At 64.7% G+C, this 16,251-nt stretch carries 13 protein-coding genes, 5 tRNA genes and 2 pseudogenes; 5 read left to right on the top strand and 15 right to left on the bottom strand.

Annotated features, from left to right (window positions below; translation table 11 throughout):
- Positions 1 to 182: 182 nt before the first annotated feature.
- Positions 183 to 1,142: an SGNH/GDSL hydrolase family protein gene (locus ABD848_RS13615; protein ID WP_344971679.1), complete on the bottom strand. Its 960-nt coding sequence runs from the start codon at positions 1,140 to 1,142 to the stop codon at positions 183 to 185.
- Between the two features lie 184 nt (positions 1,143 to 1,326).
- Here ABD848_RS13615 and ABD848_RS13610 point away from each other — a divergent pair, with 184 nt between their 5' ends.
- Positions 1,327 to 2,733 (top strand): aminotransferase-like domain-containing protein, encoded by a 1,407-nt coding sequence (locus tag ABD848_RS13610; RefSeq protein WP_344971677.1) that lies wholly within the window; start codon positions 1,327 to 1,329, stop codon positions 2,731 to 2,733.
- Here the strand turns inward: ABD848_RS13610 and ABD848_RS13605 are convergent.
- The 3 genes from ABD848_RS13605 to ABD848_RS13595 all read right to left on the bottom strand — a co-directional run bounded on the left by ABD848_RS13605 (position 2,730) and on the right by ABD848_RS13595 (position 5,329).
- Positions 2,730 to 3,050, bottom strand: coding sequence for a branched-chain amino acid transporter permease (locus ABD848_RS13605; RefSeq protein WP_344971675.1), 321 nt, complete (start codon positions 3,048 to 3,050; stop codon positions 2,730 to 2,732). The genes ABD848_RS13610 and ABD848_RS13605 overlap by 4 nt on opposite strands.
- On the bottom strand, positions 3,047 to 3,751 hold the full coding sequence (locus ABD848_RS13600; protein ID WP_344971673.1) for an AzlC family ABC transporter permease: 705 nt from the start codon (positions 3,749 to 3,751) through the stop codon (positions 3,047 to 3,049). Before ABD848_RS13600 ends, ABD848_RS13605 begins: the two co-directional genes overlap by 4 nt.
- 387 nt (positions 3,752 to 4,138) lie before the next feature.
- Positions 4,139 to 5,329 (bottom strand): MFS transporter, encoded by a 1,191-nt coding sequence (locus tag ABD848_RS13595; protein WP_344971671.1) that lies wholly within the window; start codon positions 5,327 to 5,329, stop codon positions 4,139 to 4,141.
- Positions 5,330 to 5,490: 161 nt separating this feature from the next.
- On the opposite strand from ABD848_RS13595, the gene ABD848_RS13590 reads away from it, so the two are divergent.
- Positions 5,491 to 5,952 (top strand): MarR family winged helix-turn-helix transcriptional regulator, encoded by a 462-nt coding sequence (locus ABD848_RS13590; RefSeq protein WP_344971669.1) that lies wholly within the window; start codon positions 5,491 to 5,493, stop codon positions 5,950 to 5,952.
- Positions 5,953 to 5,984: 32 nt separating this feature from the next.
- Here ABD848_RS13590 and ABD848_RS13585 read toward each other — a convergent pair.
- Positions 5,985 to 6,404, bottom strand: a pseudogene (locus tag ABD848_RS13585) (alpha/beta hydrolase); the annotation flags it as partial.
- Positions 6,401 to 7,837 carry an MFS transporter gene (locus ABD848_RS13580; RefSeq protein ID WP_344971667.1) on the bottom strand — a complete coding sequence of 479 codons (1,437 nt, stop codon included), beginning with the start codon at positions 7,835 to 7,837 and terminating at the stop codon, positions 6,401 to 6,403. The pseudogene ABD848_RS13585 and the gene ABD848_RS13580, both read right to left, overlap by 4 nt.
- Before the next feature lie 236 nt (positions 7,838 to 8,073).
- On the opposite strand from ABD848_RS13580, the gene ABD848_RS13575 reads away from it, so the two are divergent.
- Positions 8,074 to 8,991 carry a helix-turn-helix domain-containing protein gene (locus tag ABD848_RS13575; protein WP_344971665.1) on the top strand — a complete coding sequence of 306 codons (918 nt, stop codon included), beginning with the start codon at positions 8,074 to 8,076 and terminating at the stop codon, positions 8,989 to 8,991.
- Between the two features lie 44 nt (positions 8,992 to 9,035).
- On the opposite strand, the gene ABD848_RS13570 is transcribed toward ABD848_RS13575, so the two are convergent.
- The 7 genes and pseudogenes from ABD848_RS13570 to ABD848_RS13540 all read right to left on the bottom strand — a co-directional run bounded on the left by ABD848_RS13570 (position 9,036) and on the right by ABD848_RS13540 (position 12,435).
- On the bottom strand, positions 9,036 to 9,239 hold the full coding sequence (locus ABD848_RS13570; protein WP_344971663.1) for a hypothetical protein: 204 nt from the start codon (positions 9,237 to 9,239) through the stop codon (positions 9,036 to 9,038).
- Between the two features lie 42 nt (positions 9,240 to 9,281).
- Positions 9,282 to 10,151 (bottom strand): annotated as a pseudogene (locus ABD848_RS13565) (IS701 family transposase).
- Between the two features lie 1,252 nt (positions 10,152 to 11,403).
- Positions 11,404 to 11,478, bottom strand: a tRNA-Val gene (locus tag ABD848_RS13560).
- Between the two features lie 13 nt (positions 11,479 to 11,491).
- Positions 11,492 to 11,566, bottom strand: a tRNA-Cys gene (locus ABD848_RS13555).
- Between the two features lie 48 nt (positions 11,567 to 11,614).
- Positions 11,615 to 11,686, bottom strand: a tRNA-Gly gene (locus ABD848_RS13550).
- A 40-nt stretch (positions 11,687 to 11,726) separates the two neighbouring features.
- A tRNA-Gly gene (locus ABD848_RS13545) sits at positions 11,727 to 11,798 on the bottom strand.
- Positions 11,799 to 12,003: 205 nt separating this feature from the next.
- Complete coding sequence (locus ABD848_RS13540) at positions 12,004 to 12,435, bottom strand: roadblock/LC7 domain-containing protein (protein WP_344971661.1); 432 nt, start codon at positions 12,433 to 12,435, stop codon at positions 12,004 to 12,006.
- 575 nt (positions 12,436 to 13,010) lie between these two features.
- Here ABD848_RS13540 and ABD848_RS13535 point away from each other — a divergent pair.
- Positions 13,011 to 13,862, top strand: coding sequence for an aminotransferase class IV (locus ABD848_RS13535; protein ID WP_344971659.1), 852 nt, complete (start codon positions 13,011 to 13,013; stop codon positions 13,860 to 13,862).
- Between the two features lie 241 nt (positions 13,863 to 14,103).
- Here ABD848_RS13535 and ABD848_RS13530 read toward each other — a convergent pair whose 3' ends face one another.
- Complete coding sequence (locus ABD848_RS13530; protein WP_344971657.1) at positions 14,104 to 14,520, bottom strand: SsgA family sporulation/cell division regulator; 417 nt, start codon at positions 14,518 to 14,520, stop codon at positions 14,104 to 14,106.
- A 440-nt stretch (positions 14,521 to 14,960) separates the two neighbouring features.
- Here ABD848_RS13530 and ABD848_RS13525 point away from each other — a divergent pair.
- A tRNA-Val gene (locus ABD848_RS13525) sits at positions 14,961 to 15,037 on the top strand.
- Positions 15,038 to 15,667: 630 nt separating this feature from the next.
- On the opposite strand, the gene ABD848_RS13520 is transcribed toward ABD848_RS13525, so the two are convergent.
- Positions 15,668 to 16,060, bottom strand: coding sequence for a PGPGW domain-containing protein (locus ABD848_RS13520; RefSeq protein ID WP_344971655.1), 393 nt, complete (start codon positions 16,058 to 16,060; stop codon positions 15,668 to 15,670).
- Positions 16,061 to 16,251: the final 191 nt, after the last annotated feature.

Raw genomic sequence — 16,251 nt, 5'->3', positions numbered from 1 at the left:
CGGTTTTTCTGGGTCGAGTGCTTTTCTGAATACCTGTTTCCACATTTCTCCGATACCGCTCAGGTCAGAACATCGGATAGATCGAGGGATCGTTCTTTCGATTCTTCTTCTTTTTCTTCTTGAAGATACTCAGGATGTGGCGGATCAAGCTTTTCATGTGGTGTCCCTTGCATTCGGAGGTGTCAGATCACGGAGGTCAGTAGATCGGTGAACGTGCGGTGACCCTCGTCGGTGAAGTGAATCCGGTCCACATAGGCCCAGTCTTCGGGCTTCAACGATTCGGCGAAGAGCGGCACGCTGTCCACATACCGGATGCCCAAGTCGTTGGTTACCTGCTCCAGGCCGCGGGAGTATCGGGTGTGCACCTCCGCAGCCAGGATTTCACCATACATTTCGGTGAATCCACCGACCTCGTCCAGTTCCGCGAAGATCTCGGCCTCTTCCGGGCACGGATTCTCACGGACCCAGTTGGCGAGAGGTTGAAGTACGTAGGTGAGTCGCGCCCCCAGGTGCCGGGCCAGAATGGACCACAGCTCCAAGGCCCGGGCGGTCGTCGTGATGGCGAACTCGATCTGTTCGTCGAGTGGGAGCCTCGCCGTATCCGGTTCGCCGTGATCTGCTCGTGAAGATCCACGGAGAATCGAGCTGAGTTTCGTCGGCTGCTCGCGCAGGCGCTCATAGCGACCGTGCATGAAGAAGGTGCCGTGCTCGCCCAAGGTCGACACTGGCTGGCGCGCGAGTCCGAGATTGTTGAAGCCGGACAGCAGGACGATCTCCCCGACGGGGGGAAGAAGATGCTGGTGGAGCGCCAGCAGCAGGTATTCCTGGATGGCGTTGAAGCTCCGGCCGCCGAAGTTCAGCCATGTCGGCCCCGCCTCAGAGAGAAGTGAAGCCAGGGTGGTGGCGTCGCTGCTGGCTCCTATGCCAAACGTCGTGGAACTGCCGGCCATGATATTCACCGGTTCCGGACCCGCGTACTCTGCCAGGGACACCCGCCGTCCCCCCGCATCTGTCGAAAGACGGAATCCCAAGCGGTCCGTGTTGACGACGGGAGACGAGTAATTGCGAGGGTGGAAAAAGATGGTGTAGGGGGTCCAATTGATCTCTCCGGAGTCGGAGAATGCCTCGTCATAAGAGGGCATGTGTTGCAGTAAAGCATCGCGACGTGGGGTGCGAGGCATGGAAAAACGCTCCCGCTCTGATTCTGAGCTCAGTGGGGGTGTCGTTGGGAGTGATATTGCGAGTGAAAAGTATATTTACGACTCTGAAGAAGAGTAGTCATACGAATGGATAAGGTCAACGGGTCCAGTTTGCTAAACTGGATATATGAGCCGAATTTCGGTTGAGTCATTGAAGAGCCTGATTCAAGACGTTCGCCCAGCGGAGGACCTTCCCGCCTACTTGGCGATAGCGAACGGCATTAGATCCCTGGTGCTATCGGGCCAACTGCCCATCGGCGCTCAACTGCCCAGCGAGCGAGCGTCCGCAGAAGCGCTCGGCATCAGCCGCACGACCGCGTCGGCGGCCTATCGCGAACTGCGGGCATCCGGCCTCATCACCACATCTCAAGGGCGACGCGCGGTGCTGCAAATTCCGCGTGGGGGCATGGCGGATTTCATGCCGCTGCCCCAAGAGGACGAGACGATCGACCTGGCGACCGGCGCCCCGATGCCGCACAGCGAACTCCTGGAGTCGCTCTACCGCAAAGCCGCGGGCATGCTGCCGGCTTTCTTCAGTCGGACCTCCCTGCCCGCTTACGGACTCTCGGAGCTTCGGCGGCTAGTGGCACAGCGCTTCACCGACAGGGGGCTGCCGACCCAGGAAGAGCAGATCCTCGTCACCGCCGGTGCTCAGGACGCACTACGCAGGGTTTTGGAGGTCGAGAGCCGCCGTGGCGATTCGGTGCTCGTCGAACAACCCACCTACCCTCAAGCGACCAACCTGGTGACCCGCACGGGACGTGTGCCCGTGTCCATGCCGATCGACCCGCGGCGGGAAGGCGTGGGCTGGAACAGCGAGGACATCACGGCCCGTTACGAGCTCGTCCGACCGACCTGCCACTACACGATTCCCGATGGGCACAACCCGACAGGGCTGGTGATGAGCGACGAAGCTCGGCAGAGCCTGGCCTCGGCAGCCGAGGCCCAGGAAACGGTACTGCTCATCGACGAGACGACGACGGAACTGACCTCCTACCCGGATCGTCCTCGTCCGCGCCCGTTGGCGTCATACCTGCGCAATCACCGCCTTGGGATCACCATCGGATCACTGTCGAAGATCTACTGGCCGGGGCTTCGGGTTGGTTGGGTTCGAGCTTGTCCGGAAGTGATCGCCTCGCTCACCATGTCGCAGTCGAGCGACGAGACGAGCTGCTCGATTATGGACCAACTAACCGCGATACAGGTTTTCACGAATATGGAGAAGGTGCGGGAGATCCGATCGGCTCAGTTGCGACGGAGCCGAGCCGCGGCGGTACAGGCGCTGGCGGATTTCCTGCCTGACGCTGTATGCACACCAGGGGACGGTTTCACACTATGGGTCCGGCTGGGCGAATCCTTGGCACCCGCTCTCTGCGCGGCCGCCAAGGGAATGGGGGTCCGTGTGCGGCCGGGGTCCTACTTCGGTTTCGACCAGTCGTTCTCCGACTGCCTCCGCATTCCGTTGGTCCAGCCTCCAGAGGTGCTGAGCGAGGGTATAAGCCGCCTAGGAGAGGTCTACGCCCGTCTTTCCTAGAGCACGAAGGAAGCAAGCAGCACATAGGCGATGAGGCCGGTCCCGATCGACAACAGGGAAGCCTTGGTCTTCCAGTAAAGCAGACCGGAGGCGACCGCGATGCCGATCTCGGGAATGCCGTAGGGAAAGGTGAGGAAGTCGGTCTCGCGGAGGGAGTAGGCCACGAGCAGGGTCATGACCCCCACCGGCATGACTCGGCCGAGGTAACGCAGGTAGAGGTTTTCGCGGAGGACGTCGAGAGCGACGAAGGGCACGACGCGCAGGGCCATCGTGACCGCGCTGATGGTCAAGATCACCATCAGGGCCTGCTGATTCATACCAGCTCCTTACGGCGGTTGGTGGAGGTCATGAAATAGCGTCCCGTCATGAGCACCAGGTAGGCCGCGAGTCCCGAGATCAGGAACCAGTTGGGGAAGAACGCGTCGGCGATCACCGCCACGAGGACGCTGCTGAGTGCGGCTGCGATCTGAAAAGCCGAGGGATTGTTGCGGAGCGAATCGACCAGCAGGGTCACGAACATCGCCGTCAGGGCGAATCCGAATCCGACGATGTAACCGGGGATGATCGAGCCGACGAGCGCCCCCGTGAACGCGGCACCGGCCCACCAGAAATGGCTGACGAGTTGCAGGACCGTGATCTGGAATCCGTTCAGCGCCGCTCCTTCGCCGGCGGATGTGATGGCATACGTCTCGTCTGTCAGCGCCCACACGCCATAGATCTTGGCCAGGCGGTCGCGAATCCTTTCCAGCGGAAACGTCAAGCCGTAAAAGATATGCCGGAAGTTGACGACAAAGGCGGTGGCGGCCACTTGCACGAAAGGCACGCCTCCCGCGATGAGGCTGACCGTCAGGAACTCGATCGAGCCGGCGAAGATCAGTACAGCCGACAACGGGGCCCAGTACCAGGCGATCCCGCTCTTCACCACCAAGACGCCGAAGGCCAGGCCCAACGGAACATAGGCCATCGCGACCGGGGCGGTGAGCCGCACGGCCTCCCGCGCTTGTTTGGTCGTGGTCATCCCTCTCCCTGGGTACTTGGGGCATGAGGTAGCCGTACAGTTGCACTGCGGCATGTGTCCACAACCCTAGACTGGTATTGGAAGACAAATCCAGTGGGGTTGTTCAAGCCCCTTGAGTTCCCCGGAGCCTCCCGAGCGCGCCGTCGCTACCGGCACCGACGAGTTCCGTCGCGCCTGCGAGGCCGATGTGGCCACCGTCGGACACCTTTTCCCGCTGTGGGCATCGACTGGCCCCGCGGGACTAGCGCACCCCCGTCGAAGCCTTCGACGAACCTCTCGTGACAGCTAGACGTAGCAGGCGGTTGCCGGTGCGCAGGAGTCGGCTCCGACGTCAGTCATTCTTTGGCACCTACGTTCGTCCGCTTGACCCCGTGGGATGACCCGGGGTCAGCCACGAGAGGTCGAGATCGTGGCGGCGCGTTCGACGCGGCGGGCGTCGCGGCGGTCCAGCGCCGCCGACAGCGCGGCCAGCCCCAGCGCTCCCACCGGCAGCAGCGCGCCCACCCAGTTGGGGGAGGTCAGACCGAATCCGAAAGCGATGGCCAGCCCGCCGAGCCACGCGCCGATGGCGTTGCCGAGGTTGAAGAAGCCGATGTTGATCGCTGAGGCCAGCGTCGGGGCCGCCGACGCCTTGTCCATGACCCGCTTCTGTAGCGGCGGCACGGTCGCGAACCCGAAACCGCCGACCAGGAAGACACAGATCGGGGCGACGATCGTGCTGTGGGCGCCCCAGGTGAACACCAGCAGCACCAGTGACAGCGATACCAGCGCGACGTAGAGCATCGGCATCAGGGCCTTGTCGGCGAAGCGCCCGCCCAGGGAGTTGCCTACCACCATCCCCAGGCCGAACAGCACGAGCACCCAGGTCACACCGGACTCACTGAAGCCGGCGACGTCGGTGAGCATGGGGGCCACGTAGGTGATGGAGACGAAGACGCCGCCGAAGCCGAGCACGGTCATCCCCATCGCCAGCAGCACCTGCGGGTTGCGCAGCGCCGCCACCTCGGGACGCAGGCGTGCCCCCTCGGGGCGGGAACCGCGGGGGACGAGGGCGAGGACGCCGAGCAGGCCGATCACCCCCAGCAGGGCGATGGCGCCGAAAGTCGTGCGCCAGTCGGTGTGCTGGCTCAACAGCGTCCCAGCGGGCACGCCCACGACGTTGGCTAGCGTCAACCCACTGAACATGAACGCGATGGCGCTGGCGCCCTTCTTCGGGCCGACGAGTTCGGCGGCGACCACGGACCCGATGCCGAAGAAGGCGCCGTGGGTCAGGGAGGCCACTACCCGTCCTACCAGCACCACGCCGAAGGCGGGCGCGAGGGCGGTGGTGATGTTGCCGAGGATGAATAGGCCCATCAGGGCGGCGAGCATGTGCTTGCGTTCGACGCGGGTGCCGAGGGCGGTGGTCAGCGGGGCTCCGATGAATACGCCGGTGGCGTAGCCGGTGGCCATGTAGCCACCGGTCGATACCGAAACACCGAACTCGTCGATGACGCCGGGTAGGACGCCGGCGACGACGAACTCGGTGGTCCCGATCCCGAAGGCTCCGATCGCCAGTGCCCACAGTGCAAGTGGCATAGGGGGTCCCAACATAGAAGTTGTGCACGCTGGTTGTAAGCGTAAAAAATATATGCAGAAGCGTATTATTTGCAAGCGCAGGTATTTGTGTGTGGGGTTATCCTGGAAGGGGTGCCCATGAGCTGGGGCGGCACAGGACGCGAACGCACGGGAGAATCGTTATGGAAGGCGCGGCTGTCGAGGAAGAGACCTCGGGGTCGGCTCTCGCCCAGGGGTGGTGCGTCCTCTCGCTGCTGCACAACACCATCGAGGCCCACGTCGAGCAGGCGCTCCAGGCTGCCCACGGCATCAGCAGTCGCGAGTTCTCCGTCCTCGCGGCCCTGAGTGAGCGCCAGGGGGCCAAGATGCGGATGAGCGAACTCTCCGAGGCCATCGTCCTCAGCCAGAGCGCCACCACCCGCCTGGTCAACCGGCTGGAAAACCGCGGTCTGCTCAGCCGGGTCCTGTGCGACACCGACCGACGCGGTATCTACACCTCCGTCACCGAGGCCGGACACCGGCTGCTGGCCGAGGCCCGCCCCACCAACGACGCCGCCCTCGCCGAGATCTTGCGCACCGCCGAACGCGACCCCCAACTCGCCCCGCTGGCCGACGCGCTGCGCCGCCACGGACCCGGCGCCTGAGCCGGCCCCGCCCCCTGATCCTCGGCGTCACGCGCTGCTACGGCGGCGGTCGCGGCGATTGTGCCTCCGGCGCTGTCTCCACCCACCGCCACGGGGGCGGGTGTGCCGCTGTCTCCGGCCACACTGCGCACCCATGACAGCGCGGCCAGCACGTCGGCCACGGGCGCGGGGTGGGGGTGGCGGGGGGCGAGCCGGTAGTCGACGCTGACCACCAGCCACCCCGAGTTCCGCGCGAGCTCGACCGTGGCGTGGTGCCACCCTTCGACCGACCCGCCCTGCCAGCTCCCACCATGGGCCCAGACCAACCAGCCCGCGTGGGGGCGGGTCGGGATGTACAGCCGCGCTCCCACCGTTCCCGCTTTGCCCGCGATCTCGATCGGCCGCCAGTCACTGGCCGATTTCCGGCCGGCTCGCAGGCTCTCGGGAAGCAGCCCCGAGCGTTGCCATGTCATGCGGCGGCCTGCTGGGGACGCTTCAGGAACAGTGCGCTGGTGAGGACAGCGAGCAGGACGATCGCGGCGTTGGCGGCCACCGCCACGCTCAGTCCGTCCAGGATCGCCACGGCTCCGGCGCCCACGATCGCGTAGTTGGCGATGGCGCTCATGATCGGCGTGCCCATGGTGATGCCGACCTGCTGGGTCATGGTGGCCAGCCCGGTGGCCAACCCCTGCTCGTTATCGGGAAGACCCGAGGTTGCGGTGACCATGAATCCGACGATCACGAACATGTTGCCCACACCGCCCAGGAACGTGACCGCCAGTAGCAGCCACATGGTCGCCTGCGTGGTTCCCAGCCCTAGTAGGGCGAAGGTGGACACGGCCTGCACGACGCCGCCCAATATCAGCGTGGTCTTGGGGGAGCTGGCACCGATGACCTTAGGCGCGAAGGTGCCGCCCAACACGGTGCCCACGCCGAGCACCGCAAAGGACACCCCCGCGGCCAGCGGCGTGAATCCGAGGACCCGCTGCACGTACAGGGTCATCAGGAACACCAATGAGGTCTCGGTGAGGAAAGCGATAAGTCCGGCGACGTTGCCCCAAGCCACCGTGCGGCGGCGCAGGACCCCGATCGGCACCAGCGGTGCGGCAACCTTCCGCTCGACCAGGTAGAACACCACCAGCAGCGCTGCGCCGAGCACGATCGGCCCCAGCGCCATCGACGAGCCCCAGCCCGCCTCACCGGCCTGTGTCAAACCGAAGACGACCGACAGCAGACCGGCCGTCACCAGCAGGGCGCCCGGTACGTCGAGCTTGGGCCGGTCCTGGGGCAGCGATTCCTTGATCACGATGGGGGCCACGATCAGCACGATGACGGCGACCGGGACGTTGATGAAAAACGCCCAGCGCCACGACAGCAGATCGGTCAGCAGCCCACCGAGGATCGCGCCAGTGGTGAACCCGGCCGACATTAGGGCCCCGTTGAGCCCCAGCGCCTTGTCCCGCAGCGGCCCTTCGGGAAAGGAGGTGGTCAGTAGCGACAACCCGGCGGGGGTCATTGCTGCGGTGGCCAACCCCTGGAAGACGCGGGCGACGATGAGGACCTCGGGGGTGGTCGCGAGGCCGCCCACCAGAGAGGCCAGCCCCAGCACCGCCAGGGCGGAGAGAAACAGCCGCCTACGCCCGAACAGGTCGGCGATGCGCCCGAACAGTAGGGTGAACCCGGCCGCGCACAGCGCGAACGAGGTGGTGATCCACTGTAGATTGGCCAGTGTGAATCCCAAGCCGTTGCCGATGATCGGCAACGCGACGTTGAGGATGGAGAAGTCCACGGCCAGCATGAACTGTGCGGACAACAGCACCACCAAGACGACCCGCAAGCGGGGGGTCAACCGGGTGGGGGGAGCTTCATGGACGCCAGTGGCGGCCGTTTCCGTCTTCGCCGACATGGCGATGGTCTTCCTCTCGGTTGTCTTCGCCGACGAGAAAACCGTCGCGCCTTCGACGGGGGGCAGCTAGGACTCCGTATTGAATAGCTCACCGCAGGGTAGTCATGACGTGACTACCCTGCGCGTCTCACGTCGGGATGGGACAGTGCGGCGGCGGCGTTTTCACGAGCAGGCCGGCCCACTCCGGGCCGGTGGCGGTCAGCCGGACCTGCCAACTCCACAGAGAGAGGGATTCAATGCCCCCCGCATCCGAGCTGGGCAATTTCCTCAAAAACCGCCGCGCGGCCCTGCTTCCCGAAGACGTCGGGCTCGTCCCCTACGGTGATCGGCGCCGTGTACCTGGACTGCGCAGGGAAGAACTGTGCATGCTGGCCGGGGTGAGCGTCACTCACTACACCCGGCTGGAGCAGGGGCGCAGCAACAGCGCATCCCAGGAGGTTCTCAACGCGATCGCCCAGGCCTTGCGGCTCGACGAGGACGAGACCGCGCACCTGATGAACCTGGCCGCTCCCGGACGCTGCGTTGCCCCTGGCTCCCTGTGCCCAGAGCATGCCAGCTCCTCGGCCCGCCAGCTCATCAACGCCATGGCCGACGTGCCTGCGCTGGTGTTGGACCGGCGTAACGACGTACTCGCATGGAACCCGCTCGGCCACGCGCTGCTGGCGGGCCACCTCGACTTCGACAGCGTCGACGCGCCAGAGCGCCGTCCCAATCTGACGCGGTTGCTCTTCTTGGACGAGCACTTCCACGAGCTCTACACCGACTGGGCCGAGGAGGCCGCCTTGGCCGTGGCTTCCCTGCGCCTCACCGCTGGGCGCTACCCCGACGACCGGCGGCTGGCCGAGCTGATCGGGCAGCTCACGATGCAAAGCCCGGCCTTTGCCGAGCGCTGGACTCGCCATCCCGTGCGCACGTGTACCTCTGGCACCAAGCGGTTGCACCATCCGACGGTGGGCACGATGGAGTTGGCCTTCGAGACGCTTCAAATCCCGGGAAGTCCAGGCCAGCGCATCATCGCCTACAGTGCTGAGCCGGGAAGCGCCTCGGAGGGCGCCCTGCGACTGCTGGGCGGCGCCGTCGCCGACACCGCCGCCCGTCACAAGCGTGACAACGCCCGTGGCCAACGAGACGGGCAGGCGCAGGCACACCCGTAAGGCCGGTGACCGGGCCGCCTACGCCAGCGCGCCGAATTGTCGAATCAGGCTGCAAAGGCGGCGCGAGCGGAAAGGTTGCTGACACAGTAGGCGGCCGACACCAGTGTGGCGTGGTGGTGGCAACCGGGGAAGGTAGGCCCCTCAAAGTCGAGGAAGCCGAAGCTGTCGCGCAGGTCGTCCACCGTTTGCAGCGCGCGCCGGTGCGAAGCCGCGAGCTTGAACAGTTCTTCCACCGGCTGGGAGGCCATGTTCGTTAGCCATGTTTGGGTCGGTGAGGCCGCTCCCGGCAGTCACTCGGCGAACAGTCGGTGGGTTTGCGTGGCGCGGGAGTCACCGGAGCGCTCGGCTAGGCGCTGGTTGTCGGCGGGGCCCTCCAGCAGCGGAGAGGCGTGGTGTCGGGTGCCGGGCCGGTTGGTGCCGCTGAGCACGTCCAACGCCGAGTACTGGGACAGGGAGCCCCGTGCGCCCTCGGGAAACGGTGAGCCGGCGAAGAAAGGGACCCGTTCAGGCACGGTGACGGTGAAACTCTGCTGTCGCTGTGTCAGTCCGGTTACCAGTCCCCGGGCGTCGGCGGGCGTACACACTTTGGCGATGAGCGGGGCGGGACTGCCGACGTGGTGGCCCGAGAGCGTGTCTCTCAGGTCGAGCATGGACGACCACAACGAGAGGGGCTTGGCGTCCTCGGGGATGCGAGCCTGTCGGCATAGTTCGGCGTCTTGCAGCCACTGGCGCGGCAGCATCAGCCGCCAGTCGACCGGGATGGTGCGGTCGGCGGTGGCCGGGAACAGGCCGATCCCGATCTGGCAGTTGAGGGCACGTTCGATGATCGAAACGAACGCCTTGTGCACGCCGGCCGACTTCGCACCTCGTTTGGGGATGAACACGGGTACCAGTACCCAGGCGTGCACGGTCTCGCGTTGACAGATTCACCTGGCCAACTCCTGGCGAACGTCGTCCCAGGGCCAGGGGTTGTCGTTGATGAAGTGGCGCAGGGCGTGGCGTGCCGCTCCGGACAGGCCCAAGGCGTCGGCGGCTCGGTTGATCGACTTCTTGTCGGGGGTGGTGAGGATTCCCTGGATGTAGGAGGCCGCTGTGGTGCGCTGCTCGATGCGCGGCAGATGCTGGAAGACGTGCTCGGCGAATGCCGTGAACTTGGGCATCGTCCACCGCCGAGGGGCTCGCCTGGATCGTTCTCTTTGAACTTGGTTGATTACGTTGCGGAGTGATCATTGAGCCCTCCCATTCAATTTGGACCTGAACTGGTTGTTGTGTAGGAGAGTTTTACCAATAGCCAGCCGGGCTTGCCAAGAAAAATGGAAAGTATTTGATCGGTTGTTGGAAGTGAAACAAGCAGTTCAGGGTGGCATTGAAAGTGGGAGGGTGTGATATAAGAAACTTGATCATCTGCTGGGATTTTTTCTAAAAATAGCCAGGAATCAGATCATCGGAGCTGCTCTGATGAGGAAGATCGGCAATCCGTGTTCTTGATGTGACCAGCGATTCCGGTCAGATCTTGCCGTGACTGCGGCTTCAGGGGCGGGGTGCCCGTTCCATGCTGCCGTGTTGGTCGGTTTCGGCTGCGTGGAGACGCCGACCGTTTGGTGATCATGGAATTTTAGGAGAGGCTCTCAGTCGGTCCAGTGAGGGGATCGCGGTCGGTCTAGAAAAGTGTCGGATCGTCCTATATGGAAAATTGCCGTCCCGGTTTCAGGGCCAACATGATCGACTGAAACGCATGCGCGGTGCTGGGGTTGTGCATCGCGGTACCGTTGGCTGCGAAGGGACCGCGCCGAGAATACCGCTGTATCGGGCCTGGTGAATTAGGCCAGTCGATGATGGTGGTCGGCCTATAGCCACCGCTGCTGCGATACGGCGGTCCTGCCTGGGGCGCCCGTCCCGCCCTACCGTGCTGTGGCGCCGTCGGACAGCGGCAGGTCAGTGGTTCTGGCAAGGTGACACTGGCGTGAACCCTGCTGCGTTGCGGTGAGGCTCCCATCGTTGGCAACTTGCCACAAAATGTTTCAGCGGCGTGTCATGATGGATATCGTTGGCGATGAATTGCATAGACAGCGGCGATCTTGTGAAGGAATAACATCCCCCTTTTCCATTTCATGGTAAGTTCAAGCGGGGGGAGGTTATAATATTAGAAATTATCGAAAACTCTTGTATGAACATGTGCTCCGCCCAACCATGCGGGTGCCATCTCCGGCCCCAGAGGTTTCGATGGCCTGCTCGCCCTCGGCGGCACACGTGCCTGGTGGGCCGACTCCGTTTTGAACGGGGAGCTGGGGCCCAGCCTGATCCGACCGGCGCCTCCCCGGAAAGCAGGAACAGAAAAAGGTCTCTCCGTCCTCCGCAAGCGCGAACCCGCTTGGGGAGGACGGAGAGACCTTGTCCGGACCTACGTCCTGCTGGTGGGCGATGCTGGGATTGAACCAGCGACCTCTACCGTGTCAAGGTAGCGCTCTCCCACTGAGCTAATCGCCCCGAGCCATGGGAATGGAGGCGGAGACGGGAATCGAACCCGTGTACAGGGATTTGCAGTCCCTTGCCTGAGCCACTCGGCCACTCCGCCGCGAGAACCGTCGGGCCTCCCGCGAGTGACACCCACGCAGCTTCTCCGAGCGGACGACGGGATTCGAACCCGCGACCCTCACCTTGGCAAGGTGATGCTCTACCACTGAGCCACGTCCGCGTGCCATAAGGCAAACCTCATGGTACATCTCTGTGCTTCGAGCGGACGACGGGATTCGAACCCGCGACCCTCACCTTGGCAAGGTGATGCTCTACCACTGAGCCACGTCCGCGCGGAGCCGGGTGGAACCCCCGAGTGAGTGGGCCTCATCCCTGCTCGCGTTAGAAAACTCTATCTGATTCCAGCGCTGGCACAAACTCGAAACGGGTGTCTGGCGTGCCCTGGCCAAAGCTGCCCCTGCGCCGAGTGCCCCTCGTTCGTAGCGCGGCCGGAGCACTCCGGCCGCGCTGTCGCCGATTTCAGCCCCGCCCCTTGCCTCAGCGTTCCAACCGCGCCGCAGAGGAGGGCATGTCCGGTCGCGGCGGCGCGGAGAGGTACTGCCCGACGCGCTGGATCACCTTGTTCATCTCGTAGGCGACGAGTCCGACATCGCATTCGGCCTCGGCGACGAGGGCGAGGCAGGCGCCTTCTCCGGCCGCGGCCACGAACAGGAACGCCTTGTCCATCTCGATGATGCTCTGCCGGATGTTCCCGGCCTCGAACTGCTGGCTGGCGCCGCTGGCAAGGCTGTGTAGCCCCGAGGCGATCGCTCCCAGGTGTTCGGCGGCCGGGCGTTCGAGTTGACTTGAGGAGGCCATCAGCAGTCCGTCAGTGGACAGCACGATGGCGTGATGGGTGCCGTCCGCTCGGGTGAGAAGGTCGTCGAGCAACCAGCTCAGTTCGCCAGGGGCGGTGCTCCGTGAGGTCATGGCTCTCTTGCTCTGTTTCGGTTGCTGAAACGGAAGGGATGGGCCGGCGGAGTCGAGTGGATCGCCGGCAGGGGTGACGGCGGTAGCTTCCCATAAGTGTTGCCCGGATGATAGTCATTCGTAATTTATCCGGCGCTCTCGGCGTCATGTCACGGCGCTTAGGTCACGTTCGTGTCGCAATGGATCGTGGTCGGTTGGTTACGCTACCCCGCGCGGGTGGCCGTGCAGCGTAAACGGCCACTGTCGGACAGACTGTTGAGTCGGTCCGATCGCGCTTCGTGGCCCAGACGTTCACCTCACCCACGAAGAGCTCGGAACCACAGCACCGCCGCGCGGTGCGAGACCGGCTCGTGATCCATTGGCGCATACGCGCAGGGTCCGCCGCGCGCTGCCCCGGATGCTCTTACCCGTTCCCAGAGCTCACTACAGCGCTCACGCCGATTCCCCACGGTTTTTTTCACACTGGGTCGCCTTGGTCCAAGAGCCACTGTCGGGCCGCCGCGGGGATGCAGTGACAGGATTTCAGGTACTGGCGTGTCAACGCCGGTGAGCCGATGGGGAGGGAGATGGTTCAGATGCGCGTGTGGATCGCCGGGAGCGGCTACGGGAGCGGTCGGGTAATGCCGGCGGAAGAAGCGAGGATCTCGTTGTTTGACCACGGGATCACCGTGGGTGACGGGGTGTTCGAGACCATCAAGGCCGTGGGTGGGAGAGCCTTCGCGCTCACCCGGCACCTGCGGCGATTGGCGCACTCCGCCGAAGGTCTTGGGCTTTTTCCCCCTGACCTTGATCTGCTTGCCGGCGGAATCGGCGAGGCGCTGGCGGCCAACCCCGAGGTTGACCCGGCGCGGGTTCGCGTCACCGTGACCGCCGGCCCCGGCCCGTTGGGCTCGGAGCGTTCGGGGGAGTCGTTGACCTACGCAGTGGCCGTCGCCGATTTCGCCACGCCCGAGCCCACCGTCGACGTCGCGGTGGTTCCCTGGCTTCGCAACGAGCGCGGGGCACTCACCGGCTTGAAGACCACGTCTTATGCCGAGAACGTGCGGGCCCTCGACTACGCCCACCGCCGCGGCGCGGGGGAGGCGATCTTCGCCAATACCGCCGGCAACCTGTGTGAGGGCACGGGCAGCAATATTTTCGTGGCTGGCCCCGCGACGCAGGGACAGCTCGCGACGCCGCCGCTGTCGGCTGGTCCGCTCGCCGGTATCACGCGCGCGTTGGTGCTGGAGTGGTTCGGCGGCGAGCAGAGCGACGTGCCCATGTCCGCCCTTGCCGGCCTCACCGAAGCGTTTCTGACGTCTTCAGGGCGCGACGTTCAGCCCATTCGCGCGATTGACGGGCACGTCTTGGCAGATGCGCCCGGTCCCCTCACCCGCAAGGCCATGGCGGTCTTCGCTGAGCGCAGCGCTGCCGAGATGGACCCGTGAGGTGAGCAGGCAGCGGTTGGCCGCAGGAACCGAGAATGCCGCGACTGGTGACAGTCGCGGCATTCTCGCCGCTTTGTCGCGCGGAGTGTGTTTAGCGGTTTTTCGGATGGGTAAACCACTGTCAGATCTGTAGGCAACGGCCTCTGTGTGCGGCACGTATACCTCCGCTGGTCACCTGAGCTATCCGAGTGGCCGCGCCGGCGCGATCGTGGACTGTTCCGTTGGCTCTGCCGCGGCGTCACTAACAGAGATGCTGCTCGATCTCAGCGTCGAGGTCCACGTAGTCCGACTCCTGGCCAGCGGGCACGATCTCGTAGGTGCGGTGGAGGAAGTCGGCCACGGGGGCGACGGCGGCGTCGAACTGGGCGTGGCCAAAGGGGGAGGAGAGCGTGATGTTGAGGGTGCGCTCCCCGCTGCCCTTGGCGGGCCAGACGCGCACATCGCCCTCGCCGACAGCCCGGACGATCCCCACGGTCAGCAGTTCGCGGGCGAAGATCCACTCCACCGGGTCGTCTTCACCGACGTGGAACGAAACCTTGATCGCGTAGGGGTCGTCTGCTGTGTAGTCGAGCCGGGCCACCAGGGGGACCGCTGGGCGGTCGGGGACGATCAGCCGGAGCCCCAACTCGGCGGAGGCAGTGGTGTCGCTACTGTTCATGTTCGCCAAACCTTTTCTCGTCCTGACCCCGCGTGCGCGGGTAGGTATACGCCTCATCCGCTCCAACGAGGCTGGACGATGTCTATGACGCGCAACCGTGGAACTTTACTCTTTCGGGCCGTCGCGTCGGCGTGTCGCCGACCTTCCTCGACCCTTCGACACTGTAATGAGCTGCGCAAACCAAGAAATTCCCAATGTTTTGTGGAGCGTGTCACGAGAGGGGGCATCGCCGGGCAAGCTCGGCGTAAGCCGCGCGCCACACCTCCCTGATACGAGGGTTTCTCGCGTTTTACATAGTCGAGCATGAGCCTTGCCCATTCCATGGTGTGATGTCGATCACATGAATGTATCCCCCGTGGGAGGCGTGAGTGCGCCGACCACGCTGTCGAATGCGCTAGAGTTTTCGTAGTCCGCCCCGCAGACACGGGGATGCGGACCGAGGGCGATTAGCTCAGTTGGCTAGAGCGCGTCGTTCACACCGACGAGGTCACTGGTTCGAGTCCAGTATCGCCCACCAGCCACGGGTCGCCGCCCGTCGACCCGCCGTCGACACCGCTGTAGCCCGATCTTTGTTTTGGGCCACCTCGCCTACGCCGCCGCGGCAAGGTTTCCCTCCTCGGCAGGCAGGGTTCGACCAGCGCCCCACAGGCCGCCGGGTCAGGGGGATCTTTCCACCTGACGTCCATCCGCTTCCCGATCGGAAACGTCGACGAGAGGCTCAGCCGCAGCCAGGTCTCAGGCACACCACAGCGTCTCTGGTCTGGCCCCAGTATCGCCCACCTTGGCCACAGATCGGCCTATAAAACAGGGACTCGGCCGTTTTTCGTGAAGTTTCGGCCCTGACCCCCTGTTACCGCTCGGGATCATGGGACCGGCGATACGCCCCCACCGTCCCCATGATCGCGGGACACGTCCCTAGGGCAGCGCTGACACGCGCGATGAGCGTGCCCGTCCGCTCCATTTGATCGCTGGGCGATCACCGGTTTGAGCGTGGCCGAATCCAGTCATAGCGCGTCATGCTCGGCAACTCCGCGCTGCCACGCCGGAGTTCACCACACGTCCGTAGCCCCTCTCAGCCGTCCACCCTCCCTCGCCGCCCCTACCTCGCTCGGTGCCGCGCCGGAGGAACGCGCCGAGCCAGGTGTCCTCAGCTCCGCCGCTTGCGAGGAAGAGGAAACCGGAGGCTGCTTTGCTGGATCGCCATCTCCTTGGTGTGGTGGGCCCACAATCGCGCGCGCCGCAGCAGGCCACGCGCCCACGCGAACTCGCTCGCCAGGATCGCGAGCCCTAGCACGATGCCGGCCACCCCCGGCCCCGGCGTCACGCACATCACGATTCCGGCGAGTAGGGTGACGCCACCCACCAGGATGACCGCGCTACACCAGGTCCAGTGCAGCACCGGGTGGGAGTGCATCCGCATCCGCCACACGCGCAGCCGAGCGCGCAGTCGGCGCCAATGGTGGGCGCGTCGGCGGGAAGACGAGACGGGGGATGTCGCCGGGTCCGCACGACCGGTGCCTGCTACTGGGCTCGGTGACATGCGATCACGATATCGGTCTGGGCAAGTACCAGTTCCATAGACGCGCGCATCCACGGTCACTGGGGGTCTCGTCACACCCCGTAAACCGGTTCGCACCACCGGTTCGTCGGCGCTTGCCGCGCAGGAATTCGGGCCGGGCGGTGGCTCGTTACCGATAGCATCTAAAGCCGTAGTATTAGTATCGCCTGGGT

The organism is Salinactinospora qingdaonensis (assembly GCF_039539445.1).
Taxonomy (GTDB): domain Bacteria; phylum Actinomycetota; class Actinomycetes; order Streptosporangiales; family Streptosporangiaceae; genus Salinactinospora; species Salinactinospora qingdaonensis.
The sequence above is the reverse complement of the archived record's forward strand: the minus strand, read 5'-3'. Positions and strand labels throughout refer to the sequence as shown.